Origin of the sequence: Kangiella marina (assembly GCF_039541235.1) — a bacterium.
Taxonomy (GTDB): Bacteria; Pseudomonadota; Gammaproteobacteria; order Enterobacterales; family Kangiellaceae; genus Kangiella; species Kangiella marina.
In genome coordinates this window covers 509295-535664 of the sequence record NZ_BAABFV010000002.1, presented here as the reverse complement: position 1 = coordinate 535664, position 26370 = coordinate 509295, and the positions used below count along the sequence as shown (strand labels likewise).

General features: G+C 43.0%; 24 protein-coding genes and 1 tRNA gene. 7 read left to right on the top strand and 18 right to left on the bottom strand.

All coding sequences use genetic code 11. The features are described from left to right. Positions 1–129: 129 nt before the first annotated feature. Complete coding sequence (gene uvrB / locus ABD943_RS10700; protein WP_345293178.1) at positions 130–2118, bottom strand: excinuclease ABC subunit UvrB; 1989 nt, start codon at positions 2116–2118, stop codon at positions 130–132. Between the two features lie 124 nt (positions 2119–2242). On the opposite strand from uvrB, the gene ABD943_RS10695 reads away from it, so the two are divergent. The 3 genes from ABD943_RS10695 (at position 2243) to ABD943_RS10685 (ending at position 4580) form a co-directional block, all read left to right on the top strand. Continuing rightward, the gene (locus ABD943_RS10695) at positions 2243–3424 is read left to right on the top strand and encodes a pyridoxal phosphate-dependent aminotransferase (protein ID WP_345293177.1); all 1182 of its coding nucleotides are present in this window, start codon (positions 2243–2245) and stop codon (positions 3422–3424) included. Between the two features lie 85 nt (positions 3425–3509). Beyond that, positions 3510–3585: transfer RNA gene (locus tag ABD943_RS10690), tRNA-Asn, on the top strand. A 605-nt stretch (positions 3586–4190) separates the two neighbouring features. Further along, the gene (locus ABD943_RS10685; protein ID WP_345293176.1) at positions 4191–4580 is read left to right on the top strand and encodes a helix-turn-helix domain-containing protein; all 390 of its coding nucleotides are present in this window, start codon (positions 4191–4193) and stop codon (positions 4578–4580) included. 194 nt (positions 4581–4774) lie between these two features. Here the strand turns inward: ABD943_RS10685 and ABD943_RS10680 are convergent, their stop codons facing one another. From ABD943_RS10680 to ABD943_RS10655, 6 genes are all read right to left on the bottom strand, one after another. Beyond that, entirely contained in the window at positions 4775–5281 is a 507-nt protein-coding gene (locus ABD943_RS10680) for a hypothetical protein (RefSeq protein ID WP_345293175.1), read from the bottom strand. A gap of 92 nt (positions 5282–5373) precedes the next feature. Next, entirely contained in the window at positions 5374–5532 is a 159-nt protein-coding gene (locus ABD943_RS10675; protein WP_345293174.1) for a hypothetical protein, read from the bottom strand. A 672-nt stretch (positions 5533–6204) separates the two neighbouring features. After that, the gene (locus ABD943_RS10670; RefSeq protein ID WP_345293173.1) at positions 6205–6798 is read right to left on the bottom strand and encodes a hypothetical protein; all 594 of its coding nucleotides are present in this window, start codon (positions 6796–6798) and stop codon (positions 6205–6207) included. Positions 6799–6955: 157 nt separating this feature from the next. Then, positions 6956–7114, bottom strand: a complete 159-nt coding sequence (locus tag ABD943_RS10665) for a hypothetical protein (RefSeq protein WP_345293172.1) — start codon at positions 7112–7114, stop codon at positions 6956–6958. Positions 7115–7501: 387 nt separating this feature from the next. Beyond that, on the bottom strand, positions 7502–7894 hold the full coding sequence (locus ABD943_RS10660; protein WP_345293171.1) for a hypothetical protein: 393 nt from the start codon (positions 7892–7894) through the stop codon (positions 7502–7504). Between the two features lie 489 nt (positions 7895–8383). Further along, on the bottom strand, positions 8384–8542 hold the full coding sequence (locus ABD943_RS10655; RefSeq protein WP_345293170.1) for a hypothetical protein: 159 nt from the start codon (positions 8540–8542) through the stop codon (positions 8384–8386). A gap of 224 nt (positions 8543–8766) precedes the next feature. Here ABD943_RS10655 and rrtA point away from each other — a divergent pair, with 224 nt between their 5' ends. Beyond that, the gene (gene rrtA, locus ABD943_RS10650) at positions 8767–9366 is read left to right on the top strand and encodes a rhombosortase (RefSeq protein WP_345293169.1); all 600 of its coding nucleotides are present in this window, start codon (positions 8767–8769) and stop codon (positions 9364–9366) included. Between the two features lie 9 nt (positions 9367–9375). On the opposite strand, the gene ABD943_RS10645 is transcribed toward rrtA, so the two are convergent. From ABD943_RS10645 to gyrA, 10 genes are all read right to left on the bottom strand, one after another. Continuing rightward, the gene (locus ABD943_RS10645) at positions 9376–9684 is read right to left on the bottom strand and encodes a ComEA family DNA-binding protein (protein WP_345293168.1); all 309 of its coding nucleotides are present in this window, start codon (positions 9682–9684) and stop codon (positions 9376–9378) included. Positions 9685–9773: 89 nt separating this feature from the next. Continuing rightward, positions 9774–10475 carry an orotidine-5'-phosphate decarboxylase gene (gene pyrF / locus ABD943_RS10640; RefSeq protein WP_345293167.1) on the bottom strand — a complete coding sequence of 234 codons (702 nt, stop codon included), beginning with the start codon at positions 10473–10475 and terminating at the stop codon, positions 9774–9776. A 22-nt stretch (positions 10476–10497) separates the two neighbouring features. Continuing rightward, complete coding sequence (gene lapB, locus ABD943_RS10635; protein WP_345293166.1) at positions 10498–11667, bottom strand: lipopolysaccharide assembly protein LapB; 1170 nt, start codon at positions 11665–11667, stop codon at positions 10498–10500. Then, on the bottom strand, positions 11668–11967 hold the full coding sequence (locus tag ABD943_RS10630; RefSeq protein ID WP_345293165.1) for a LapA family protein: 300 nt from the start codon (positions 11965–11967) through the stop codon (positions 11668–11670). 71 nt (positions 11968–12038) lie between these two features. Further along, positions 12039–12341 carry an integration host factor subunit beta gene (locus tag ABD943_RS10625; RefSeq protein WP_345293164.1) on the bottom strand — a complete coding sequence of 101 codons (303 nt, stop codon included), beginning with the start codon at positions 12339–12341 and terminating at the stop codon, positions 12039–12041. A 173-nt stretch (positions 12342–12514) separates the two neighbouring features. Continuing rightward, on the bottom strand, positions 12515–14191 hold the full coding sequence (rpsA, locus tag ABD943_RS10620; protein WP_345293163.1) for a 30S ribosomal protein S1: 1677 nt from the start codon (positions 14189–14191) through the stop codon (positions 12515–12517). A 133-nt stretch (positions 14192–14324) separates the two neighbouring features. Next, positions 14325–15017, bottom strand: a complete 693-nt coding sequence (gene cmk / locus ABD943_RS10615; RefSeq protein ID WP_345293162.1) for a (d)CMP kinase — start codon at positions 15015–15017, stop codon at positions 14325–14327. A 3-nt stretch (positions 15018–15020) separates the two neighbouring features. Continuing rightward, positions 15021–16121: a histidinol-phosphate transaminase gene (gene hisC / locus ABD943_RS10610; RefSeq protein ID WP_345293161.1), complete on the bottom strand. Its 1101-nt coding sequence runs from the start codon at positions 16119–16121 to the stop codon at positions 15021–15023. A 441-nt stretch (positions 16122–16562) separates the two neighbouring features. Then, positions 16563–17654 (bottom strand): 3-phosphoserine/phosphohydroxythreonine transaminase, encoded by a 1092-nt coding sequence (gene serC / locus ABD943_RS10605; RefSeq protein ID WP_345293160.1) that lies wholly within the window; start codon positions 17652–17654, stop codon positions 16563–16565. A gap of 81 nt (positions 17655–17735) precedes the next feature. After that, on the bottom strand, positions 17736–20342 hold the full coding sequence (gene gyrA, locus ABD943_RS10600; protein ID WP_345293159.1) for a DNA gyrase subunit A: 2607 nt from the start codon (positions 20340–20342) through the stop codon (positions 17736–17738). 228 nt (positions 20343–20570) lie between these two features. Between gyrA and ABD943_RS10595 the strand changes: the two genes are divergently transcribed. The 3 genes from ABD943_RS10595 to ABD943_RS10585 are packed head-to-tail and all read left to right on the top strand — an operon-like array spanning position 20571 to position 23321. Next, positions 20571–21902 (top strand): TRZ/ATZ family hydrolase, encoded by a 1332-nt coding sequence (locus ABD943_RS10595; RefSeq protein WP_345293158.1) that lies wholly within the window; start codon positions 20571–20573, stop codon positions 21900–21902. A 10-nt stretch (positions 21903–21912) separates the two neighbouring features. Then, complete coding sequence (ubiG, locus tag ABD943_RS10590; protein WP_345293157.1) at positions 21913–22650, top strand: bifunctional 2-polyprenyl-6-hydroxyphenol methylase/3-demethylubiquinol 3-O-methyltransferase UbiG; 738 nt, start codon at positions 21913–21915, stop codon at positions 22648–22650. Further along, positions 22647–23321, top strand: coding sequence for an HAD family hydrolase (locus ABD943_RS10585; protein ID WP_345293156.1), 675 nt, complete (start codon positions 22647–22649; stop codon positions 23319–23321). Before ubiG ends, ABD943_RS10585 begins: the two co-directional genes overlap by 4 nt. Before the next feature lie 6 nt (positions 23322–23327). On the opposite strand, the gene ABD943_RS10580 is transcribed toward ABD943_RS10585, so the two are convergent. Beyond that, positions 23328–26354 (bottom strand): EAL domain-containing protein, encoded by a 3027-nt coding sequence (locus ABD943_RS10580; protein WP_345293155.1) that lies wholly within the window; start codon positions 26352–26354, stop codon positions 23328–23330. Positions 26355–26370: the final 16 nt, after the last annotated feature.

The following is a 26370-nucleotide window of genomic DNA, read 5'->3' as shown; positions in this document are numbered from 1 at the left end:
AGCCTTGCTTAATATAAGCTTAATCCTTTACATAGTGGTTAACCGGAGCTACTTAGATGATGACCACCGAATTTTATCATCAGAGCGGTTTCTTACCAATTAATTCCTTGGTTTTATTTATTTTGTGACCTACGCAATACTTCGCTCTCGAATTTTCTCAATTCTGTCTCGAATTTCAGCTGCTTTCTCAAACTCAAGGTTTTTAGCTTTCTCAAGCATCTCTTTCTCTAGTTTTTCTATCATTTCAACACTATCGGCCAGGCTTCGAACGTCGTAAGCACCTTTTTTCTCAGCTACTCGTTTCTTGCCTCTTCCTGAGCCACCGGTATCCATAACGTCGTTAATTTTCTTCTTAATTCCTTGTGGCGTGATGCCGTGCTCTTTGTTAAAGGCTAACTGGATTGCACGACGACGCTCGGTTTCATCAATGGCGCGCTTCATCGAGCCAGTAATGCGGTCGCCGTAAAGAATTGCTTTGCCATTCAGATTTCGAGCAGCTCGTCCTATGGTTTGGATCAGGGAGCGTTCGGAACGCAAAAAGCCTTCTTTATCCGCGTCCAAAATTGCCACTAGAGATACTTCCGGCATGTCTAGCCCCTCTCGAAGCAAGTTAATACCGACCAAAACATCAAATTCACCCAGCCTCAAGTCTCGAATAATTTCCATTCTTTCAACGGTATCGATATCCGAATGCAGGTAACGGACTCGTGTACCATGCTCGGCAAGGTAGTCCGTCAGATCTTCAGACATTTTCTTGGTCAAGGTAGTCACCAACACCCTCTCATTCACAGCAACACGCTTATTGATTTCTGAGAGTAAATCATCCACTTGTGTCCCAACTGGACGAACCTCGATATCAGGGTCAACTAAACCCGTAGGACGAACCACTTGCTCGACTACTTGTCCTGAGTGCTCTGCTTCATAATTTCCTGGTGTCGCAGAAATGAAAATTGTTTGTGGCACAATTCGCTCAAACTCATCGAACTTGAGTGGTCGGTTATCTAGCGCTGAAGGAAGCCGAAAACCAAACTCTACCAAGGTTTCTTTACGTGAGCGGTCACCTTTGTACATAGCTCCGATTTGAGAAACCGTCACATGTGACTCATCAATGATCATCAAGGCATCTGGCGGCAAATAATCCAGCAAGCACGGCGGCGGCTCACCCGGTTGAGCGCCTGATAAATACCGTGAATAGTTTTCAATCCCTGAGCAATACCCCAGCTCCTGCATCATCTCAATATCGAATTTAACGCGTTGCTCAAGGCGTTGAGCCTCAACCAACTTATTCATGTCATATAACTGCGCAAGACGCTCTTTCAACTCTTCTTTAATTTGCTCAATCGCGTCCAAGATAGTCTGGCGAGAGGTAACATAGTGGCTTTTAGGAAAAATAGTTGCTCGGGTAAGGTTTTTTAGAACTTCCCCCGTCAAAGGGTCAAATGTTTGAATCGTTTCTACTTCGTCATCAAACAGCTCAATCCGTATGGCGTTCTTGTCGGACTCAGCGGGATAAATATCAATCAAGTCGCCTCGTACACGGTAAGTCGCACGCTGTAACTCCATATCATTACGCGTATACTGCAGCTCCGCTAAACGTCTTAAAATGTAACGCTGGTCGATCGCATCTCCGACTTTAAGATGCATCACCATGCTGTGGAAAGCCTTAGGATCACCCAAGCCATATATTGCCGATACCGACGCTACAATGATGGCATCACGGCGTTCGAGCAGCGCTCTAGTCGCTGACAAGCGCATCTGCTCAATGTGCTCATTAATCGACGCATCTTTCTCAATAAACGTATCCGAGGCTGGTACATAAGCTTCTGGTTGATAATAGTCGTAGTAAGACACGAAATACTCCACCGCATTATTAGGAAAGAATTCCTTCATCTCACCGTATAATTGCGCAGCCAACGTTTTATTGTGGGCCATAATAATAGCCGGACGTCCACTTTGGGCGATAACGTTCGCCATGGTGTAAGTTTTCCCTGACCCCGTCACACCCAGAAGTGTTTGATGTGACAAACCATCATCCAACCCTTCAAGCAAGCGTTCAATTGCTTTCGGCTGATCTCCAGCAGGCTGAAACTGAGACTTCATGTCAAAAATTTGGTTCATAGACTTATATCTTTTGGTTACTTTCGTTAACTTACGGTCGCCAGAACTGCTTGGGTAGCGATATAACTTGGAGTATGATTGACGCTTATTGTCTCATACTTTGTAAAAAAATCGAGGGATCACGGTGACAATCGAACTATCCAAAAGAGTACAGCTGATCAAGCCATCGCCAACACTGGCGGTTGCAGCGAAAGCAAAAGAACTAAAAGCCCAAGGCCGTGATATTGTCGGCTTAGGAACCGGTGAACCGGACTTTGATACACCCGACCATATCAAGCAAGCGGCGATTCAAGCCATCAATGATGGCGCGACTAAATATACTGCCGTAGACGGCACCCCAGAGCTTAAGCAAGCAGTGATCAATAAGTTCCAGCGGGACAATGGTCTTAACTATGAGCCTAACCAAATATTGGTCTCATCCGGTGGCAAGCAAAGTTTTTATAACTTGTGCCAAGCGCTATTAAATCCAGGCGATGAAGTGATCATCCCGGCACCTTACTGGGTATCCTACCCAGATATGGCACTCTTAGCAGAGGCGCAGCCTGTTATCATCGAAACCGATATTGAGCAGCACCTGAAAATCACGCCAGAACAGCTCAAAAATGCTATTTCAGAGCGCACTCGCCTTTTTGTCATTAACAGTCCAAGCAACCCAACCGGCGTTGCTTACTCTAAAGACGAACTGAAGGCCCTCGGTGAGGTTCTGAAAGACTACCCGAATATCATTATCGCCACCGATGACATGTACGAACATATCTTGTGGGAAGAAGGCTCGTTTACCAACATATTGAATGCTTGCCCAGAGCTTTTTGATCGCACCATTGTTCTCAATGGCGTCTCAAAAGCATATTCAATGACAGGTTGGCGTATCGGTTATGCTGGCGGCCCTGCAAACCTGATTGCAGCCATGAAAAAAATACAGTCGCAAAGCACATCAAACCCTGCAGCACCGAGCCAAGCAGCCGCAACCGAAGCACTAAACGGTGATCAAAGTTGCATTAAACCCATGCTAGACGCATTTAAAAAGCGTCATGATTATTTGCTTAAAGAATTGAATGCTATCGAAGGTATTACTTGTTTACCAAGCGACGGTACATTTTACGCCTTCCCTAATGTTCAAGGGCTAATCGATAAGCATGGCTGTGACTCTGACTTGGATTTAGCAGAGCTTCTAATTGAGAAAGTTGATTTGGCTTTAGTACCAGGCTCAGCGTTCGGAGCACCAGGTCATATGCGGCTATCTTATGCAGCCAGTATGGAAACTCTTGAAAAAGCGATAGAAAGGCTCAAAAAAGTAGCAAATTAAAATTTTTTTCACCTAAGGTGTTGACCAAGAGGCGAAATATGTCTATTATCTCGCCCCGTTCAGCACACAACGTTGAACGAACAATTCCCCCTTAGTTCAGTCGGTAGAACGGTGGACTGTTAATCCATATGTCGCTGGTTCGAATCCAGCAGGGGGAGCCATATTTTAAAGGCCTTGCAGCGATGCGAGGCCTTTTTTATATCTGCGAAAAAGCTTGACGCTTTCCGACTCTACCTATGAACCATCAGCTCATGATCGCCAGTAATAATCCGTTTATTCTTTCAAAGGAAAATACTCCCAGGTAGAATTGTTCGAATACTGAAAAACATGACTGTTACTCCTCAGTTACTACGATTGTTGGGCAGTAATGAGCACGTTAAATTCGATGTTAACTGATTAGGTTGTAAGTCAGTATTAACTTAGTAATACATCAAAAGTGACTCACATTTGGCGGATTAGCAAGAAAAGTCTTACCCTGTGACAACAATGCCTATGTCCTTGAAAAGCGTAGAATTACTTTTTGATAGGCAAAAAAAAGCCGAGAAATGATTCTCGGCCAAATCCCACCATATAGCTGAAGGAAAACTGTATCAGACATTGTCTGATTTTTACTTTAAACTTAGTAGCTTACGATTTTTTTCAAGTTTGCTTTATTTGTTAGCAAGACTGTGATAAAACTAAACTAGTAGATTAAAGTACATCTTGGATATATATTAATGCATTAATGCATTGAAATCAAGTCAAAATTGCATTGTTGGAATACAATATGAGTGAAATAATTGATCAACTAAAGCAACTGATGAATAATTTTGGTGAAACTGATTATTCAATGCAGCGCAAGTCAAATATAAGCCAATCCACTATTTACCGGATCCTTGAACGAAAGACCACAGATCCTGGCGTTCACAAAATTGATACACTAGCTCGAGCTCTTGGTTTCAGACTCACACTGGTACCCATCAATGAGACCACGAACCAAATAGACTACTCTTCTGAAGTTGATACACTAAAGCGTATAATCACTCTGGTAGAGTCGTTAGCAAATGCTAGAGGCATTGAACTGACTCCTGAAGAAAAAGCTGAGATGATATTGTCTAATTACAGGGCCAACAGCTCCAAAGAAGAGCTTGGAATGCGTATTGTAAATTTGAAATAGAATCCTTAACTACGTACTAAGCAGCGCCCATCGGCGCTGTTTTTGTTTATATCACCTCAGTTACCACTATTAGCCCACTCCCCAACATACAAAGTCTTTATTTGAGAGTAATAATATTCATTGTAAATTACTGACAAACAAGACTTATCTGGTGAAATACCAAAGATAGGATTTTATAAGTGAGGCGCTATAACTTAGGGGATTCTTCTTCTTTTCCTTCTGGAAAAGTTTTTTGAGTTCGATACTGATGAGTTGTTGTTCACGCTACTGACGCTGAAGCGCAAACCAAATAGAGTTATGCCGTTGATCTGCTTGCCAGCGACTACAACCAATTGCTTGGCTATTGGAGCAAATAAAATGAGAAGAATACAAACATTCACAGCTGTGTATGCGTAGGCTTGAGTGTCTTTTATGACGGTAAGCTCTGAATAGTGCCTTTCTATAAATCTGCTGATATGAAAGATAATAGCTATAAGAGTGAAGCAGCTAATAGCTAACTCTTCCTTCGTAACAGTACCTTTGAACACAGCCCGATAACCTACAAAGAAAAGAATAGAGAGATCGGTAACCATCCATGTGATATACCATAGGTATTTTGCATGCTCGTGAGCATATACCCAGGGACTGAGTTGCAAATTAATAAATTGTAAAACGACCAGAAAAGCGCAAAAGCTCACTAAGCTTTTTTGCTTAGTGAGCAAAAGGTGGAAACCTAGACAGCTAGCTAAACCTAATGTAAACCAGTTGTTTAGTAGATCCTCAAGGTTTAACTCGAGTACAAAGTTGCTAATAATTAATCTCTCTCTTCTTTATCCGGATCCTCCTCTGGCTCACCACCGTGAGTTCCAGTGTATACCTCGACCTCTTTATGGGGTGGCACGAACAGAGGTTGTTGAATTTCTTGAGGCTGTACCATAGATAAATAGCAGATCATTGCGATAGATTCAAACATAATAATTGTCTCCAACAGTTGTGATTACACGTAAAAAATTGAATTAAACAAAATAATTAATGGGTTACGAAGTGCGCACCCGCCAAATGAGTACCATAACTAATTGTTTTGAAACGATATTATTAGTGTAAAGAGCAAGCGTTATGGGTTTAACTGTATAAATATTAATCAATATAATTAAATAAAAACGTGAAGTAAATTTTACATTTGATAAATTTTACTTATTAAAATATTCGGGTGATAGGACAAGTTAAATGATTGAATTGTCATGTCTTTTATGCATTAAAAGCAATGCAAGATTGACTTAAACCTATTCTTTTTATTAATCTATTTTTAGTTATAAAAAAAGCGCCTAAAAAGGCGCTTCTGTTGTCGTTCGTACGATGACTATATCCGAGTTAGGGGAGTGACCGTTGAGCTCTTTGAGCTCGCTTGGACCGGCCTTAAAAAGCCACGAGATTGAATGATCTTACGATTCTTTCGCTCAAAATCTTCTAGCTTTTGGTTCCACACTAAAATTTCTCTCAACTTATCTTTCTCCGATAAGTTGCTCGTCCTATCTGAGAGTACTCTTGCAGTAGGCGTAGGGCTACAATATCCGCTCGGCGATAGGCCGACAGATCAACGATGTTCTCTTCTTCACCGAAGAGTCCCTGCTCCGAAAACCCGGCTTCAAAGGATTCTGCGTTTTTGCTTCGATATGCCCTTAGGATCAGCCAGAACAGCATTGCTGCGAATGCTGCTAACACTAAACCGTAGGCCAAAAATAGTAATGCCATTTAACTCTTTCCCAGCTATGAACACCAATTGTTTGATTACCGGTAAAGCCAGCACAACAACAATACAGATATTGACTGATTGTAGGGCGTAGGCTTGTATGCTTCCGATAAAATCAAACTCAGTAAAATGTCTTTCAATGAAACGTCCTAAACTAAAACTTATCGCCACTACCGTTAGAACAGAAATCGCAAACTCTTCTTTGAGTACTTTTCCGGATAAAACGGCTCTTGTAGCAACGTATGCAAGAATAAGTATGTCGGTAATCATCCAGGTGATATACCAAATATATATAGCAATCTCGTGCGAACGGAGAGCAGGGCTTATTGCCCAGTTTAAAAACTGCACGACAACCAGCAACATGCAAAAGCTCACTAGACGGCTTTCTTTAGTAAAAAGCAGATGTAAGAACAGGCAAGCCACTAAGGATAATGTGAAAATATCCTTAAGTGGTTGCCATAAATTTAGCTCTAATACAAAGTTAAACAACGAGTTCTACCCTCTTCTTACGCCTTCACCTAAATACTAGCCTTAGCCAGATTAATTACTTGTAAGTGTGATGAGCCTTAGAAGCTTAGTTTAACTAAAACTAAATGACAAAATGGTTTTAAAAAATCTCGTCACTTACTTTACTTGCTTATAGAGACTAATCACGCTCTTCCTCGGTAGGATCCTCTTCTGGCTCCCCACCACCGTTACCTGTATACACCTCTAAAGCCGTTTCTTTAGGCTCGAACAGAGGTTGTTGAATTTCTTGAGGCTGTACCATAGATAAATAGCAGATCATTGCGATAGATTCAAACATAATAATTGTCTCCAACAGTTGTGATTACACGTAAAAAATTGAATTAAACAAAATAATTAATGGGTTACGAAGTGCGCACCCGCCAAATGAGTACCATAACTAATTGTTTTGAAACGATATTATTAGTGTAAAGAGCAAGCGTTATGGGTTTAACTGTATAAATATTAATCAATATAATTAAATAAAAACGTGAAGTAAATTTTACATTTGATAAATTTTACTTATTAAAATATTCGGGTGATAGGACAAGTTAAATGATTGAATTGTCATGTCTTTTATGCATTAAAAGCAATGCAAGATTGACTTAAACCTATTCTTTTTATTAATCTATTTTTAGTTATAAAAAAAGCGCCTAAAAAGGCGCTTCTGTTGTCGTTCGTACGATCACTATATCCGAGTTAGGGGAGTGACCGTTGAGCTCTTTGAGCTCGCTTGGACCGGCCTTAAAAAGCCACGAGATTGAATGATCTTACGATTCTTTCGCTCAAAATCTTCTAGCTTTTGGTTCCACACTAAAATTTCTCTCAACTTATCTTTCTCCGATAAGTTGCTCGTCTCTATCTGAGAGTACTCTTGCAGTAGGCGTAGGGCTACAATATCCGCTCGGCGATAGGCCGACAGATCAACGATGTTCTCTTCTTCACCGAAGAGTCCCTGCTCCGAAAACCCGGCTTCAAAGGATTCTGCGTTTTTGCTTCGATATGCCCTTAGGATCAGCCAGAACAGCATTGCTGCGAATGCTGCTAACACTAAACCGTAGGCCAAAAATAGTAATGCCATTCAAATGTTTCCCTGATATCAGTACTAACTCTTTCAACACTGGCGTTAGTAAAACTAGTAATATACATATATTCACAGACGGAAGTGCATAGCCCTGCGCACCTTTTATAAAACTAAATTCTGTAAAGTGGCGTTCAATATAACGGCCTATATAAAAGAATATAGCTATCGTCGTAAACACACTGACCGCAAGTTCTTCTTTAGTAACCGACTTTTTGATCACCGCTCGGTAGGCAACGTATAATAGAATTGCAATGTCAGTTATCATCCATGTTAAATACCATAGGTACTTTGCGTGCTCGTGCCCGTAAAGCCAAGGGCTAAGTTGCCAGTTAATAAATTGTACCACCACCAAAAACATACAGAAATTCACCAAGCTTTTACGCTTGGTGAATAACAAGTGAAGAACTAGACAAAGAACCAGACCAACAGTAAACCAGTCGGTAAATAAACTATCTAAGTTCAATTCAATAATTAAGTTCTGCAATATTAATTTCTTTCCTTTTCTTCAGGATCCTCTTCAGGCTCCCCACCATTACTTCCAGTATATACTCCAAGAGCAACTTCCTTCGGATCAAACAAAGGTTGTTGAATTTCTTGAGGCTGTACCATAGATAAATAGCAGATCATTGCGATAGATTCAAACATAATTAAATTCCTCTAACAGTAGTTATTGATAAAAAAATAGGATATAAAACAAAATAAATAATGGATGACGAAATACGCATCCGCCGAGTAATTACCATAACTTATTGCTTTTAAACGATATTATTATTGTAAAGAACCTGTGTTATGGGTTTTTGTGTATAAATTTTAATCAATATAATTAAATAAAAGCGTGAAGTAAATTTTACATTTGATAAATACTACTTATGTCACGAACTTTACAGAAATATGCTATCCCTTTGATATTAAGTCATATTTGCATTATTCTCATATTTGCATCCCCCAAGCTAAACTTATGGCTGGCTTATGACCGGCTAGCTGTCAATGATGGCGAGTTTTGGCGCTTTCTGACCCCCAATTTTGTCCATTTGGGCTTATGGCACACCCTGCTCAACTTAGCTGGCCTCTGGTTCACTATGCTTCTGTTCATTAACCTTATAAAAAACTCGGACTGGCTCATCTGGTTCGCATTACTTTTTATTGGCAATATTGTGGGACTGCATCTCTGGGTGCCTTCTTTAGAGCATTATGTTGGTATGTCTGGGGCACTTTATGGACTTATTGCAGCCGCAGCGGTAGGCGAACTAAGGCTAGGCGTTAAACTTAGCGGTCTATTGTTGGTGATAGTTGGTTTGAAAATCTTTTTGCCGCAGCTATTGGGCTCAGAAACAGAATACAACGAATGGCTAGGCGGTAATGTGATTGAGGAGGCTCACATTATTGGGTTTATTCAGGGGTTGATTTTAGGCTTATCCTGGCCAAAACATCGTTTGCGTAAACCCAAGGATGCAAAGGCCAAGATCTAACCTGGGATACTAAATAGAAATTTTTGCTCTATTCTTTTGTAGCGTCTTACTACCAATTCCTTTCACGGCAGTCAGCTCATCGACCGACTTGAAAGGTCCAAATTTGTTACGGTAATCAATTATCGCCTGAGCCTTTTTTAAGCCAACACCTTTCAAGGTCGCAGCTAGCTGGCTACTTGATGCAGTATTGATGTTAACTTTAGACAATGTTTGTTGAGTTTGGTTGGGCTTAGAGGGACGATCGACTTTATCTTGTGCTGTAACAGTTTGAGTTAAAAAACAGCTGATGACTATCGCAAGAGATGCGAAAAATTTCATGAGTAATCTCCTTATATGGTATGTAATTTCCTTGTTAACGGGCAAAGTCACCAATTAACAAGGAGGAGATTAATGCAACAGCTATTAGGTTACAAGTGGCTTACGATAGAATCAGAAATATCGCACAAGCTTTGGTAAGGGTCGTCCGCTTTGGTAATAGGTCTGCCAATCACAAGAAAGTCTGACCCCGCCTTCAAAGCCTCAGCTGGAGTCATAATTCGACTTTGATCACCCTTGTCGCTTCCTTCTGGCCGTATTCCAGGCGTAACAAGTCTAAACTGGCTTCCACACTCTTGTTTTAGTCGCTCAGCTTCCCAGGATGAACAAACAACACCATCCAGTCCAGAGTCTAGTGTCATTTTTGCTAATAGACTCACCTGAGCGGCAAGATCTCTTTCGTAACCAAGCTCGCTAAAAGCATGCTCGTCCATACTGGTCAACATAGTCACAGCAATCAGCATAGGCTTATTATCACACTTCTGTATAGCTTCCCGCGCCTTCTCCATCATGACACGACCACCCGACGCATGGACATTAACCATCCAAACGCCTAAGTCAGCGGCTGCCTGGCAAGCTTTCGCTACCGTGTTTGGTATGTCATGAAATTTTAGATCAAGAAAGACATTGTAGTCTTTGGCTACAAGCTCTTTCACAAACTCAGGGCCGAATAAGGTGAACATCTCTTTGCCAACTTTAAGTCCGCAAAGTTTAGGGGTTAACTGCTCGACCAGTGCGAGCGCTTGATTTTTATCGTTGTAGTCTAGGGCGACTAAAATTTTAGGATCTGACATGACTTACCTTACATATTGAAAATTACTCGCCTTCAATCCCTTTAATAGGCTTAACAGAGCTCCATTCTTTACAACTTGGACACTGCCAATAAATAGCTTTCGCCTCAAAGCCACAATTATGACAAGCATAGCGAGGCTTTCTTGATATGAGTTTCTCTACAATGCCATCCAGCAACTCTAAGCTTGGCTTGGCAGAATCCTGAGCATGCTCGATATGCAATGCAATCAACCGCTGCAAGCCCTTAAGCGACGGTCTCTCCTGCAAAAAGTCACCGATGAGTGCGGCCGCTGCTCGGTCATTTTTGTCATCTTGAACGATTTTAGAAAGCTCGACCAAGACAGACACTCCCGCGCCACGCTCCAAGCTTTTATCCAGAAACGCTTTATAACCGGTTTTATCTTTGCTGTTATCGTAAGCGTCTGCAATTTTGGGTAAAGCCTCAGGTAAAAAAGCGATATCTTGCTGTAAAATTCTTTGATAGGACTTAATGGCTTGTTTGTAGTTTTCTTGCTGTAGGTGAATGTCACCTTGCAGCAAACTTGCTCGTACAGAGTCTGGATTAATCGCAAGCGCTTTCTTAACATTGGAGAGCGCAGACTTAACATCGCCTTCTTGTCTATTTTGCTGTGCTAACTCACAATAAAAGTGGGCAATAGGCTTACTCTGCTCTACCCCCAGGCTCGATTGTAATTCTTCAGCGACCTTCGCAGCATCATCCCAATCGCGGGTTAGCTGGTGAATATTGAGAAGTTGGACTAAAGACTCGTTCTTATGCACAGGATCCGCTAAAAGCTCTTTAAACAGCTTTTCTGAGCGGTCATACATGCCAACAGCATTGTAATCCAGCCCAAGCTGAAATAAGGCGGTGTTGCGGTCTTCCGAAGATAACTGTGGCCGAGCGATAAGATTTTGGTGCAATCGTATGGAGCGATCCACTTCACCACGTTTGCGGAATAAGTTACCTAACGCGAGGTGAGTTTCGACGGTATCGGTATCTACTGTTAGTAGATCAATGAAAGTATCTACCGCTTTATCTGGCTGTTCATTCAGTAAGTAGTTTAATCCCTTGATATAATTGCTTGATAAGCTGCTATCCTGCTTGCCTTTTCGATGCTTCCGCCCCATTAAGAAACCTGATAAAGCCGCTAGGGGTAAAAGCGATAAGACCCCATAGAGAAGCCACTGTTCCATTTAAAAAGGGTCCTTGCTCGATACAGGCTGTTGTCGAAGGTGGTTGAGTTCTTTTTCTAGTTTGGCTATTTGCTTTTTTTGTCTACTGACGCGGTGACGATACTTATACACCGCAATAAGCATGCCTAAAATCCCCAGAGCGAGCCCCGATAACCCCGACCAAAACACAATCATTGAAAGGGATAGGTTTGTGCTGCCAAATAGGTAATTAACAGCAGTCTCTTGGTTATTATTCAGTGCAAAGACAGTGCTTATAATCAACACAACCACAAATAAGATGATGGCGATAATTTTACGCAAACTTGCTCCAAGATATTTCAGGTGCCTGTTAGTGCCCTTCAATCAGCACCACAAGCAGCTAGAGTGAATGGCTAAGGCTTAATCGGTTGATCCTTCCCATCATCAACTCTTTCACGCAGCTCTTTACCAGGTTTGAAGTGTGGAACATGCTTGCCCTGCAAAGTGACAGATTCACCTGTTTTTGGGTTTCTGCCCACACGCGGCGCTCTGTAGTGTAACGAGAAGCTACCAAAGCCACGAATTTCGATTCGACCACCATCAGACAAGGTATCTGACATTTGATCAATCAGCGACTTAACAACAAGCTCTACGTCGCGAACCGATAACTGAGGATTTTTATCCACTAGACACTCAATCAATTGTGATTTTGTCATTGGCCTAGACCTCCATTTGAATGAATACCCAATAGTATGGAGTATTTCGGTGCAAAAATCATCTAACTATTTTAATTATATGGTATTTTTTACAAATTTGCATCTTTCAGGAAAGCAAAAAAAAGCCCAGCTGATGCCGGGCTTTTATGATTTTAAGAAAAATCAGTGGTGAATTACTCGTCGTCACCTAACTGTTCTTTCAATAAATCACCTAGAGTCGCAGGAGAGTTAGAGCCTTGCTCATTGCTGAACTCTTTAATTGCTTCTGCTTCTTCAGCTGCGTCTTTCGCTTTGATAGACAAAGTCAAATTACGGTTTTTCTTGTCTACGCCAACGAATTTAGCTTCGATATCGTCGCCAACACTCAAGTGCTTGCTCGCATCTTCGATACGCTCAGGAGCGATATCAGAAGCACGAACGTAACCTTCGATATTCTCAGCTAGCTCAACCGTTGCGCCTTTAGCGTCAACATCGATGATTTTGCCTTTAACCACAGAACCTTTCGGATGCTCGCTTAAGTACTCAGCAAATGGATCTGAATCAACTTGCTTGATACCAAGTGAGATACGTTCACGCTCAGCGTCTACAGATAATACAACCGCTTCAACTTCATCGCCTTTCTTGAAGTCACGTACGGCTTCTTCGCCAGATACCGTCCAAGAAATGTCAGAAAGGTGTACAAGACCGTCAATACCGCCGTCTAGACCGATAAAGATACCGAAGTCAGTGATTGACTTGATTTTGCCTGAAACTTTGTCGTTCTTGTTGTGAGTCGCTGCAAATTCGTTCCAAGGGTTAGGCACACACTGCTTAATACCAAGAGAAATACGACGACGCTCTTCATCAATATCGAGAACCATAACTTCAACTTCATCACCCAAGTTAACCACTTTAGATGGGTGAATGTTTTTGTTAGTCCAATCCATTTCAGAAACGTGTACAAGACCTTCAACGCCGTCTTCAATTTCAACGAAACAACCATAATCAGTAAGGTTAGTTACGCGACCTTGTAGACGAGCACCTTCAGGGTAACGATCGTTGATATCAACCCAAGGATCAGAACCAAGTTGCTTGATACCTAGCGATACGCGGTTACGCTCACGGTCAAACTTCAATACTTTAACGTCGATTTCGTCGCCTACTTGTACCACTTCACTTGGGTGCTTAATACGCTTCCACGCCATATCTGTGATATGTAGAAGACCATCAACACCACCCAAATCAACGAATGCACCGTAATCAGTAAGGTTCTTAACGATACCTTTAAGCTCTGAACCTTCCTCAAGGTTAGCCAGAAGCTCTTCACGCTCTGCACTGTTCTCAGACTCGATAACAGCACGACGAGAAACCACTACGTTGTTACGTTTTTGGTCAAGCTTGATAACTTTAAATTCAAGATCAACACCTTCAAGGTGTGATGTGTCACGTACCGGACGAACGTCAACTAATGAACCAGGTAGGAAAGCACGGATAGATTGTACTTCCACAGTGAAACCACCCTTAACTTTACCAGTGATAACACCTGTAATCGTTTCTTCTGCTTCGTGAGCTGCTTCAAGCACACCCCAAGCAGCGAAGCGCTTAGCACGCTCACGTGATAGACGAGTTTCACCGAAACCGTCTTCAACTGCGTCTAGTGCAACTTCAACTTCGTCGCCAACGTTAACTTCTAGCTCACCCTTGTCGCTCATAAACTGGCTACGTGGGATAACGCCTTCAGACTTTAAGCCTGCGTTAACAACAACAACTTCATTATCAATATCAACAACCGTACCGGTGATGATAGCGCCTGGACGCATTTCTACGTTCTGTAGGCTCTGTTCAAATAGTTCTGCGAAATTCTCGCTCATTCGTTAGTACCTGATACACCCTGCTAAGAAAACCTTAGTCAGAGACTTAGTTAAAATCACCATGCGACGATCCCGTTGCCATGGGTCAATGAGTTTTATCGATTCATCATCCGTGCGAATCAACTTTTCCAATTTATTGTTCAGAAAAACCTATAAAATCAAGGATTTGCTGAACCACTTCATCAATCGTTAAATCTGAGCTATCAATAACAAAAGCACCCTCTGCTGGCACCAAAGGGGCCACAGTACGAGTGCGATCACGCTCATCTCTTTCGATGATGCTTTTTAGAAGGTGCGAAATATTAGCATCAACGCCCTTTTCGATCAACTGTTTGTGGCGTCTTTCTGCCCGTATTTCGGGGCTTGCAGTCAAAAACACCTTATGTTCAGCATCGGGGAAAACTACCGTTCCCATATCACGACCATCCGCCACCAAACCTGGGGTTTGTCTGAACTGCTTTTGACGAATCAATAACGCTTCACGCACTTCTGGGATCGCCGCCACTTTTGAGGCCATGGCGCTGGTCTCGTCCAAACGCAACTGGACACCAACATCTTCACCATTCAGCAACACCCTCTGCTCACCGTCAGCCTGAGGTTCAAAAACCACATCAAGATCGAGCGCAGCCTTGGATATCGCGCTTGTATCATTGATATCCAACTTATTTTTAATCACTGCCAACGCCGTTAGGCGGTAAAGCGCACCGCTATCAAGCAAATGATAATTCAGTGTCGTTGCCAGAATTTGGCTGATAGTGCCTTTGCCTGAACCACTTGGACCATCGACGGTCACCACTGGAGCTTGTATCGCGTCATTCACAGCCATGCCCTACTTCGTCATCTCACGTAATACTTTAATGAACTTAGCATTTTCTTCTTCTAAGCCAATACTGACGCGCAGATGATTAGGCATTTCATAATTAGCCACAGGGCGAACAATAACGCCTTGCTCTAGCATGTGTTGATAAATAGATCCGGCTGGCTTGCCCATATCCACGGTTATAAAGTTGGTGACCGATGGAATATAGTCATAGTTAAGCTCTTTAAAGACAGCTTCAAGTTGTTGCATACCAGACTTGTTAACATCCAGAGCTTTTTGTAGGTAAGCATGATCATCCAATACCGCCTCAGCAGCGGAAAGTGCTAATGAGTTCATGTTAAACGGCTGTCGTGGACGGTTAATTAAACCCGTAATCTCTTCATTCGCGACCGCATAGCCCGCACGAACACCAGCTAAGCCGTAAGCTTTCGAGAAAGTACGAGTCACGATTAGGTTTGGATAGTCTTTAATCCAAGGAATCGTCTGCGGATAATCTTTATCTTCGACGTATTCGTAATAAGCCTCATCCAAAATCACCAATACATTTTCTGGGACCTTGTCCATGAAGGCCTTAAGCTCAGCAGACTTTACCCAAGTTCCAGTCGGATTATTGGGGTTAGCAATAAAAATCATGCGCGTGTTTGGCGTAATCGCTTGAGCCGTTGCTTCCAAGTCATGTCCCCACTCTTTCGCAGGAATCACCACCTTCTTAGCGCCAATCGCTTGAGTTACGATAGGGTAAACCACAAAGGCATGCTGCGAGAAAATGACCTCATGCTCGGGAGCCACAAAAACACGTGCAATCAACTCTAAGACATCGTTAGAGCCGTTTCCAAGGGTGATTTGATTAAGTTCGACACCGACACGTTCAGCGATTTTAGCTTTAAGATAGTAACCGTTCGCATCAGGATAACGTGCTAAGTCAGAAAACTCTTTCTCCATAGCTGCCTGGGCTTTTGCGCTAATACCGATCGGATTTTCATTACTCGCAAGCTTCACAATATTGCTGATACCAAGCTCTCGCTCCAGCTCAGAAATTGGTTTACCTGGCTGATATGGGTGCAACTCTTGCACGCCTGGGTTCGCTAACTGAATAAAATCACAACTCATAAGAGACTCCGTTACTATTCTCTTAACCTAAAAAAGGCTATTTAAATTTGCGCCACATTATCCAAGAAACAGCCGCAACTTTCACCCCATATCGCCAACAATCTCCAACAAATCATTAAAGTGTGGGGATAATCGCTTAACTGCTAGCGATAGCTACCATGACATCCATGATTGATTTGTCGGGGAGGAGCCTGCATTTTCCCTTCCCAACAACAAGTTAGCTCAGTGCAAAATTTTCGCTAACATTGCTAAATGCAATAGGACTTAAGAACGGTTAATCGGGACGGTGTTAATATTTAATGTGCGGAAACAGGGAAAATACTGGTATTACAGTGTTTTTACGGAAAATGTTTTTAAGGTTTACAACCTGATCTATCCTGCTGATAGAGTGGTATAAAACTCAATCAGCAGGTAGAAACGGCTTCAAAGTCTCGAATAACCTTATGTAACGTTACGTTCGAATTGTTCCATGAAACGGATAAGGCTTTTTACACCATCTAAGCTCATTGCGTTATAAATGCTGGCTCGCAAACCTCCAAAGGTTTTGTGGCCTTTAAGTGCTATCAGGTGATTTTCACGAGCCTCATGCAAAAAACGCTCTTCATGGGTTCTGTCTTTCATCTGAATAGCAACATTCATAAACGAACGAGAGCCTTTAGCGACTGGCGAATGATAAAAGTTCGACTGATCAACATAGTCATACAACAAATGGGCTTTTTCTAGATTGCGCTTATACATTTGCTCAACCCCTCCGTTTTCCAAAAGCCACTCAAACACCATCCCAGCAAAGTAAATCCCAAAGCTTGGTGGCGTATTCGGCATCGAGCCTTTTTCTGATACGTAAGGGTATTGGAATAAACTCGGCACACGCTCAGTATGGAAACTCTCAAACAAATCTTCTCGGACAATAACGACGGTCATGCCTGATGGCCCAATGTTTTTTTGAGCACCCGCATAGATTAAAGCGTACTTTTCTATATCAATAGGACGAGACAAAATGTCAGAGCACATATCACTGACTAACTTACCTGAAAAGGTATGCGGATCTTCTTGGAACTGAACACCAACAATAGTTTCGTTTGACGTAAAGTGTAAATACTTGCCCTTCTCATCAAGCTGCCATTCATTTTCTGGCACTAGCTCCATCAGACCCTCAGAGTTGGTTCGTATGCCTTGCTGGAGGTGGATATTGCCAAAGCGTTGTGCTTCTTTAATACACATCCTAGACCAGTGATCCATTTCCAGGTAGTTCGCCGTTTCCTCTGGCGCCAAAAAGTTCATCGGGACCATTGAAAATTGATGCGAAGCACCACCGTGCATGAACAGCACTTTATAGGTGTCGGGAATTTTAAGGAGCTTGCGTAAATTAGCTTCCGTTTTATCGAGTATACCCTGAAAGTCTGGAGTGCGGTGGCCCAGTTCCATGACCGAACAGCCGTACCCATTCCAGTTCAAAAGCTCTTTTTGTGCTCGCTCTAATACTTCTGTCGGTATTGCAGCAGGCCCGGCACTAAAATTAAATGCGCGAGTCATGTCTAATCCCATCCTAATAACCTAGTACACATTATTGATATGACCAAAGGCTAACGAATTGTTAGCCCCAGGTCTAATAGCTTATTCTTCTATCGAATCGTCATCTGATTCTGAAGAAACGTCTGCTACCTCACCGTCATCTAATTCGTCATCATCAACATCAAGCTCTACAATTCGCTGCAAGCCGACCAATGTTTCACCGTCATCGAGACGAATAAGACGAACACCTTGCGTGTTACGGCCCATAATTCGGATATCATCAACACCGGTACGAATCAAGGTTCCACCCTTGCTGATCAACATCACCTCATCGCCTTCAATGACCGGTACAGCCGATACGACTTGACCATTACGCTCACTCATCTGAATCGAGATCACGCCCTGACCACCGCGGCCACGTAAAGGATGGTCTTCAACAGTTGTTCTTTTACCGTAACCATTTTCAGTAGCAGTTAGAACCGAACAGTCATCTTCAGCAACCAGCATTTGAATAACTTTTGCATCGTCAGGCAACTTCATACCGCGAACACCGCGTGCGGTACGGCCCATGGCACGTACGGCATCTTCACCGAATCGAATCACTTTACCAGCATCACTAAAGAGCATGATTTCATCTTCGCCTGAAGTTTCAGCCACACCGATTAACTCATCATCATCAGCAATGGTTAATGCAATAATACCGTTGGCACGTGGGCGCGAAAATTGCTCAAGCGAGGTTTTCTTAACCGTACCATTTGCTGTCGCCATAAACACAAAACGGTCCTCTGAGAACTCGCGAATTGGCAAAATAGCGCTAATTTTTTCATCTTTTTCTAACGGTAAAACATTCACAATCGGTTTACCGCGAGAGCCGCGCCCAGCATTCGGTAACTCGAATACTTTGAGCCAGTAAACTTTACCGCGAGACGAGAAACATAAAATCATGTCGTGCGTCGAAGCCACCAATAGGCGGTCGATAAAGTCCTCGTCCTTCATTTTGGTCGCAGATTTACCACGACCGCCACGACGTTGTGCTTTGTAATCTGATAACGATTGATACTTCACATAGCCTTCATGAGACAGTGTCACAACCACATCTTCTTCAGTGATTAAATCAGCAATCGTAAGGTCTAACTTACTTTCTAGAATCTCTGAGCGACGCTCGTCACCAAAGATTTCCTTCACTTCTTCTAACTCTTCACGAATCACTTCAAGCAGACGTTCTTTGCTCATCAGGATGTGAAGCAACTCTTCGATCAAGCCTAGCAAGTCTTTGTATTCACTGATGATTTTGTCGTGCTCAAGACCTGTTAATTTGTGTAGGCGTAATTCAAGAATCGCTTTCGCTTGCTCTTCAGATAACTTGTAATAGCCATCATGGAAACCAAACTCAGCCGCCAAATGTTCCGGGCGGCAAGCTTCAGTGCCGGCTCGCGCCAACATGTCCGCAACTTGTCCAGGCGCCCACTGACGGTCCATCAATTCTTCTTTTGCATCCTTTGGCGTTGGCGACTTTTTAATAAGCTCAATGACTTCATCAATATTGGCCAAAGCAATCGCTAAACCTTCTAAGACGTGAGCTTTTTCACGCGCCTTGCGCAGATCAAAAATCGTACGACGTGTCACCACTTCACGACGGTGAGTAACGAATGCATCCAGCGCATCTTTTAAATTAAATAAGCGCGGCTGACCGTTATCCAGAGCGACCATGTTGATGCCAAAGACATTTTGCATCTGAGACTGCGCATAAAGATTATTCAAGACCACTTCTGGTACTTCACCCTTACGCAACTCAATAACCATGCGCATACCATCTTTATCAGACTCGTCGCGCAGGCCGGTAATGCCTTCTATTTTTTTGTCTTTAACTAACTCTGCTATTTTCTCAATAAGGCGTGCTTTGTTAACCTGATAAGGTAGCTCAGTAACGACAATCGAGTCTTTACCATTCTTTTCATCAGTTTCAATGTGGCTACGAGCACGAAGGTAAATCTTACCGCGGCCCGTGTTGTAAGCATCGATGATACCAGCACGACCATTAATGATCGCAGCGGTTGGGAAATCAGGCCCCGTCACATATTCCATCAACTCTGAAATAGTGATGTCAGGGTTTTCAATAAGGGCTAAACAGCCATCAATAACTTCATTAAGGTTGTGTGGCGGTATATTCGTCGCCATACCAACTGCGATGCCCGAAGAGCCATTGACCAATAAATTGGGAACTCGAGTCGGTAGTACCGTCGGCTCAGATTCAGAACCGTCATAGTTATCTTCAAAATCTACGGTTTCTTTATCAAGATCGGCTAAAAGCTGATGCGCCAATTTCATCATACGGACTTCCGTATAACGCATCGCAGCCGCCGAGTCGCCATCAATGGAACCGAAGTTACCTTGACCATCGACCAACATGTAGCGTAAGGAGAATGGTTGCGCCATACGAACAATGGTGTCGTAAACAGCAGAATCACCGTGAGGGTGGTATTTACCAATTACATCACCGACCACACGCGCAGATTTTTTATAAGGCTTATTAAAATCATTACCCAATACATTCATCGCGTAAAGAACACGTCTATGTACAGGCTTTAATCCATCCCTGACATCCGGGAGTGCACGACCAACGATAACGCTCATAGCGTAGTCCAAATAGGACGTTTTTAACTCATCTTCGATGTTGACCGGCAGGATCTCTTTGGCAAGTTCACCCATTCTGAAAAACCCTTTAAATTCTGATAGTTATAGTTAGAAAGTCAAAGACATTATGCTTCGATTTAAGCAGATAATTCTAACACAGGCCTCTTTTTTACGCTAATTTTTATCTTCCTATCCGTATGTTTTTTGTACGATTTCTCAATATATTTTTGTTCGGTTAGGAATTCGACTTTTGTTGGGTATAATAACGCCAGTTAACCCCTTGAAATAACAAGTGAGAGTGCTTTGAGCAACAGCGTCGAGCAAATCATCAGTCCTGAGTGGATTATCCCAGTTAGCCACAACGGTAAACGCCAGTTAGAGCCTTTGCAGGACTATTCTGTCGCGATTGATAAGCACAAGATTGTGGCTATCAAGCCGACCAAAATTCTACTTCAAGAGTATCAGTCAGAAAGCCACCTATCGTTACCCGGACAAGCGCTAATTCCAGGCTTCGTAAACTGCCACACTCATGCCGCTATGAGCTTGTTTAAAGGGCTTTCCGACGACTTGCCGCTTATGATGTGGCTCGAAAACCATATTTGGCCTGCCGAAAAAAAGTGGGTTGACGATAAGTTTTGTGAAGATGGCGTTACCTTAGCCATTGCCGAGATGTTGCTTTCAGGCACCACCTGCTTCAATGATATGTACTTTCAGCCCAATATGACGGCGAAAGTGGCGCAAACGGTAGGCATGAGAGCCATGGTTGGGATGCTGGTTTTCGACTTCCCATCCGTTTGGGGTTCTGGCTGGGAAGCTTATCTCAAAAAAGGCTTAAGTCTTAGAGATGATTACAAACACAGCGATTTACTCAGTTTTGCCTTTGCTCCACATGCGCCGTATACCGTGTCTGACGAGCCACTGAGTAAGATTGCAACATTGAGTAACGAGCTGTCGATCCCTGTTCATATGCACATCCATGAGACAGCCCATGAAGTAAAAGAAAGTTTATCTGAGTACGGCAAACGTCCACTGAAACGCTTGCAAGAGCTGGGGCTAGTTAACCCCAATCTTATCGCTGTTCATATGACGCAACTACAACGCAATGAAATCGAAATGATTGCCAGCCATGGCGTCTCTGTTGTCCACTGTCCTCAATCCAATATGAAGTTAGCCAGTGGAATCAGTCCAATTCAAGACCTGTTAACAGCTGAGGTCAACGTAGCTCTTGGCACCGATGGCAACGCCAGCAACAACGATCTCAATATGTTCTCAGAAATGAAGACGGCGTCATTGCTCAGCAAAGTTTACACTGGCTCAGCACAAGCTTGTTCCGCCAAGGAAACACTCTACGCAGCGACCATGGGCGGTGCTAGAGCGCTAGGACTTGAAGAGACTTGCGGTTCAATTGAAGTCGGCAAAGCAGCCGACTTAACGGCAATCAATTTAGACACGTTACAGGCCCAACCGATGTATGATCCTGTGTCACAAATCGTTTATACTGCCGGGCGTGAGCAAGTTAGTCATGTCTGGGTTAATGGCAAACTGCAAGTTGCCGAAGGCAAGCTGACCACTATGGAGCACCAAAAGCTGCTCCACATGGCGAAATCTTGGCGCAATAAAATTCAAACCTCTTAAGGCCGATCCTATGTCACAAACAGAACATCAAGACGCACCTAAAGCAAACGTTGATCCCCATGAGATCAATAAATTTGAGCAGATGGCTTCTCGCTGGTGGGACAAAGAAGGTGACTTTAAACCGTTACACGACATTAACCCGCTTAGACTAAAGTTCATCATGGATCGTGTCGGTACCTTACACGGCAAAAAAATTCTCGATGTTGGTTGTGGCGGTGGTATCTTGTCTGAGTCACTAGCTAAAGAAGGCGCCATCGTTACCGGTATTGATATGGGCGAAATGCCGCTGCAAGTTGCCAAACTTCATAAGCTAGAGTCTGGCGTAGAAGTCAATTACTTGCAGACAACCGCGGAAGAGTTCGCTGAACAGCATGCGGGAGAGTTTGATCTAGTCACTTGTTTAGAAATGCTTGAGCATGTTCCTGACCCAAGTTCAATTATTCAAGCATGCCGCAAACTGGTTAAAGATGATGGCGATGTGTTCTTCTCTACCATTAATCGCAACCCTAAAAGTTTCTTATTCGCGATTGTTGGCGCTGAGTACTTATTGCAAATGTTACCGAAAGGGACTCACGACTTTAAAAAATTCATCCGCCCTTCTGAACTTGAAGCCTGGAGCCGACCTCAAGGTTTAGAGTTCAAAAGTATTGAGGGTATGCACTACAATCCACTGACTAAAAAATACTGGATGAGTGATAACGTGGATGTTAACTATATCGTTCATACCGAGCCAAAACTACAACCATGAAGCCACTGATTAAAGGGGTGCTGTTTGATCTTGATGGCACGCTTCTGGATACGGCTCCAGACATGGCGCTGGCGCTTAATATTCAAAGAGAGCTTCATAACTTAAAGCCGCTCGCATTTTCAGACGTTAGACCTTTCGTTTCTCATGGCGCTTTGGCCATGCTAAAGATTGGCTTTGGTATCATTCCTTCCGATAAAAACTTTGATGCGATGCGCGAGCAGTACCTTCATATTTACAGTGAAAACCTCGCTGTCAAAACAACTTTGTTTGACGGTTTGGAAGCGTTTCTAAAGCAGCTGAAAGCGCAGTCTATAAAATGGGGGATTGTGACCAATAAACCGGCCTTTCTGACTCAACCATTGGTTCAGGCATTAAAGCTCGATCAGTCAGCTTCCAGCGTTATCAGTGGCGATACCATAGAGCCGAGAAAACCCAACCCCGCCCCGCTCTTTGCAGCCTGCAAAGAAGCAGGTTTAGTTCCCGCACAGTGTATTTATATCGGTGATGCCGAGCGAGACATTGCCGCTGGGCGTGCAGCAGGTATGAAGACTATCTTGGCAAACTGGGGTTATATTACTCCGCAAGACTCGCCCGAAAAGTGGCAAGCAGATACCAGTATTGAAAACTCAACGGAGCTGGCTGACTACTTTTGGCAGAACTTCAGTTATTGACCCGACTCATGAGTCGGCATCTTTCAATGCTTTGAGATCAATATAGCCCTGCTCAATAACTGGCTTGAGCGTTTCCGCCGTAACAGGACGGCTGAAAAGGTAACCTTGAGCCAAATCACAGTCAAACTCTTTGAGTAACTCAAGCTGCTCAACGGTTTCCACCCCTTCAACCAATGAGGTCAGATGAAAGCTTCTCGCTAAACGAATAATATTTTGGATAATCAATCGACTATCATGCTTTGCATCTTGAGGACGCTTATCAAACTGTCGAATAAACGACTGATCAATTTTAACGATATCAACGGGCAATGAGGTTAAGTGGCTTATTGACGAATAACCTGTTCCAAAGTCGTCTAAGCTAACAGACATGCCCATCTCTTTAACTGATTGTAGTAGCGATATCGACTGCTCAGTATTGACCATTGCAGCGCTTTCGGTAATCTCTAAGTCGAGTAGCGTTGCATCAACATGATAACGGCTCAATGTATCCGAAACTTTTTGCTGCAAATCATTACGCATCAAATCTTTTACCGATAAGTTGATGGAAACTTTAATCTCTAAACCTTCTTCACGCCATTGCGCAATTTGCTTTACCGCCTGAGTCACAACCCAATCCGTAAGACGATATATCAAATTGCTCTCTTCAGCGATGCTAATCGCAAGTTGCGGCGAGACAGGCCCCTTATGAGGGTGATTCCAGCGTAAGAGCGCCTCTAAAGAGTCTATCCTACCACTTGCCACTTCAACCTTAGGTTGATAATGCAGCTCCAAAGAGTCGCTCTGAATAGCGTTTACTAAGTCTTTTTCGAGCAATAACTTATCTCTAGCAGCTCGTGTATCGGTCTCTTGATAAAAAGCAAACTGAGTAGCAATCGATTTTACGTGTCTTGTGGTAATTTCAGCTTTGTTAATCAACTCTTCGGCATTATTACCATCTTCCGGATATCTGACGATTCCTGCACGGATCGAAATTTTCACTTCAGCGTCGCCAAAACGTATCAGTGAATCGAATTTTTCGACAATACTTTCAACAAGCTTTGTGGCCTCAAACGAATCTTTTTGATTCAAAACTACCGCAAACTCATCATCGCCGGTTCTGGCAATAAAATCGAACTCTTCAGTATGACGTTGCAACTGCTCGACAATATAAAGCAAAACCTTGTCGCCAATTGAGTGCCCCCAGGCATTATTAATTAAGTTGAGCTGTGTTACGTCAAAATAAATTAATGTTAAGAAACCTTGGAAAGCCTTAGCTTGTGATATGTAACGACGTAATTGCTTTTTTAGGAAACCCCGATTTGGCAGTTCCGTTAAACTGTCGTAATTGGAGATGCGGTATAGTGATTGCTCTGATGACTTTCGTTGACCAATGTCTCTAAAGTTACTGATAATTCCCGCAACATTCCTATCGTCGAGTAAGTTAATAAAGGTGTTTTCTACCCAGATAGACTCACCCGTTTTGGTTAACAATCTATAATCTGGAATACGGTACACTTCCCCCGGGTGCTCAAGTAGCCAGCGCCAGGCATTGATCGCTAGGTCCGCATCCTCTTTATGCACAAAATCCAGACCGTGCATTGTTAAGACTTCCTCTTCGGTATAACCCAGAAGTTTTGAAGCACTGCCTGAACAAAACGTGACACAGCCTTCGGCATCATAAAGCGCAATACCATCAAACGCATTCTCGACCAGTGCTCTATAGTAGTTTTCACGTCGAGCTAGCTTGCTTTTTAATCGGTTTTGTTCGGTAATGTCACGAAGCGAACCTAGCTTTGACACTGGACTTTGGTCTGGGTTTCTCTGAAAAATCAAACTACGGCTTTGTATCCATCGATAATCACCATCGACATGCTTGAGTCTAGCCTCAACTATATGCAGACGTCCTTCCTGACACTTAAAGACATCATCCACATGCTTTTTTATGGCTGCGACATCGTCAGGGTGGGCTAGCTTCGCGAAGTCTTCAAATGAGTCAAACTGCTCATCTTCATTGTCATAGCCGAGCAGTTGCGAGAGACGCGCTCGACCAATCATCAGCTTGCCTTTTAGAAAGTCATAGGCATAGATGACGTCTGGTGACGTTTTAATGACTTCTTGTAAGAATTTCTGACTGTCCTCAAGCTCCTTAAGAACGGTTCTCCTCGCCGAAATATCGCGTGCTACCGCAATGATATTATCGTCTTCCAAGCAAGCCATCTTAATTTCAACGAAGAAACGCGAGCCATCCTTTCGAGTATGGATACCTTCAATAATTAAAGGGTCATTGTACTTTATGGTTCTGTAGATCAGCGCTGAGTTCTCTGCATTGATTATTTGCTCAAACTTCTGGGCTCTATGTCCGATAAGCTCGCTCTTAGCATAGCCTAACGATAATACCGCACTTTGATTAAGGTCTATGACTTTTCCTGACGGGCTTAAAATAAATACGGGGTCACCCAGTTGCTCAAGAACCTTAGAAAAATATGAATCTTTGCTTTTAGCGCGCTCTTCAGAGTAATCAACCTGTTCCAGTCTAAATAATCGGTGTTCACTTAAAATCTGTTGCTCTAAAAACTTGCCGACCAATAAGGCGACTTCTTCAATGCAGTGTTGCGCTTCTTCGCTGAAAAACCCTTCTCTATCATCTTCAAGATCTATAACGCCAATTAACTCGCCATCCACCACTACCGGTACTGTTAGCTCAGATGTATTAGATTCATTATACTCAAGCCAGTAGTCACACTCTTCTTTACGAGTAATGCGCTGAGTCTCTTGTTGCTCTGCAGCATGGCCAACAACACCGACGCCAATCTCTATAGGTCTTAACTTAAACGAGCTCAAACCTTGTGCTTCTCGACTGGCATAAGAAATACAAATCAGCTGGTTATGTGAAGGTTCAAAGCGAAAGAAAGCACAATCAAAGCTTTTTATATGTGAGTATAAAGCTTTGACGATAATATCAGCCGTCTGCTCAACGTTTTCGCTTTTTAATAAGTTTCGCGAAATATCAAACAGCAACTCTTGAGATGATGAGACGTAATTTACTTTATCCATTAAGCGTTCCTCACAC

Bases quoted from the DNA above. Each gene is read 5' to 3' on its own strand.
- lapB (WP_345293166.1), bottom strand. From the start codon at position 11,667: ATGGAACAGTGGCTTCTCTATGGGGTCTTATCGCTTTTACCCCTAGCG.
- cmk (WP_345293162.1), bottom strand. From the start codon at position 15,017: ATGGCTGTGAATGACGCGATACAAGCTCCAGTGGTGACCGTCGATGGT.
- ABD943_RS10660 (WP_345293171.1), bottom strand. From the start codon at position 7,894: ATGGCATTACTATTTTTGGCCTACGGTTTAGTGTTAGCAGCATTCGCA.
- serC (WP_345293160.1), bottom strand. From the start codon at position 17,654: ATGACTCGCGCATTTAATTTTAGTGCCGGGCCTGCTGCAATACCGACA.
- ABD943_RS10625 (WP_345293164.1), bottom strand. From the start codon at position 12,341: ATGACAAAATCACAATTGATTGAGTGTCTAGTGGATAAAAATCCTCAG.
- rrtA (WP_345293169.1), top strand. From the start codon at position 8,767: ATGTCACGAACTTTACAGAAATATGCTATCCCTTTGATATTAAGTCAT.
- hisC (WP_345293161.1), bottom strand. From the start codon at position 16,121: ATGAGTTGTGATTTTATTCAGTTAGCGAACCCAGGCGTGCAAGAGTTG.
- ABD943_RS10685 (WP_345293176.1), top strand. From the start codon at position 4,191: ATGAGTGAAATAATTGATCAACTAAAGCAACTGATGAATAATTTTGGT.
- gyrA (WP_345293159.1), bottom strand. From the start codon at position 20,342: ATGGGTGAACTTGCCAAAGAGATCCTGCCGGTCAACATCGAAGATGAG.
- ABD943_RS10675 (WP_345293174.1), bottom strand. From the start codon at position 5,532: ATGTTTGAATCTATCGCAATGATCTGCTATTTATCTATGGTACAGCCT.
- ABD943_RS10665 (WP_345293172.1), bottom strand. From the start codon at position 7,114: ATGTTTGAATCTATCGCAATGATCTGCTATTTATCTATGGTACAGCCT.
- ABD943_RS10645 (WP_345293168.1), bottom strand. From the start codon at position 9,684: ATGAAATTTTTCGCATCTCTTGCGATAGTCATCAGCTGTTTTTTAACT.
- ubiG (WP_345293157.1), top strand. From the start codon at position 21,913: ATGTCACAAACAGAACATCAAGACGCACCTAAAGCAAACGTTGATCCC.
- ABD943_RS10580 (WP_345293155.1), bottom strand. From the start codon at position 26,354: ATGGATAAAGTAAATTACGTCTCATCATCTCAAGAGTTGCTGTTTGAT.
- uvrB (WP_345293178.1), bottom strand. From the start codon at position 2,118: ATGAACCAAATTTTTGACATGAAGTCTCAGTTTCAGCCTGCTGGAGAT.
- pyrF (WP_345293167.1), bottom strand. From the start codon at position 10,475: ATGTCAGATCCTAAAATTTTAGTCGCCCTAGACTACAACGATAAAAAT.
- rpsA (WP_345293163.1), bottom strand. From the start codon at position 14,191: ATGAGCGAGAATTTCGCAGAACTATTTGAACAGAGCCTACAGAACGTA.
- ABD943_RS10655 (WP_345293170.1), bottom strand. From the start codon at position 8,542: ATGTTTGAATCTATCGCAATGATCTGCTATTTATCTATGGTACAGCCT.
- ABD943_RS10585 (WP_345293156.1), top strand. From the start codon at position 22,647: ATGAAGCCACTGATTAAAGGGGTGCTGTTTGATCTTGATGGCACGCTT.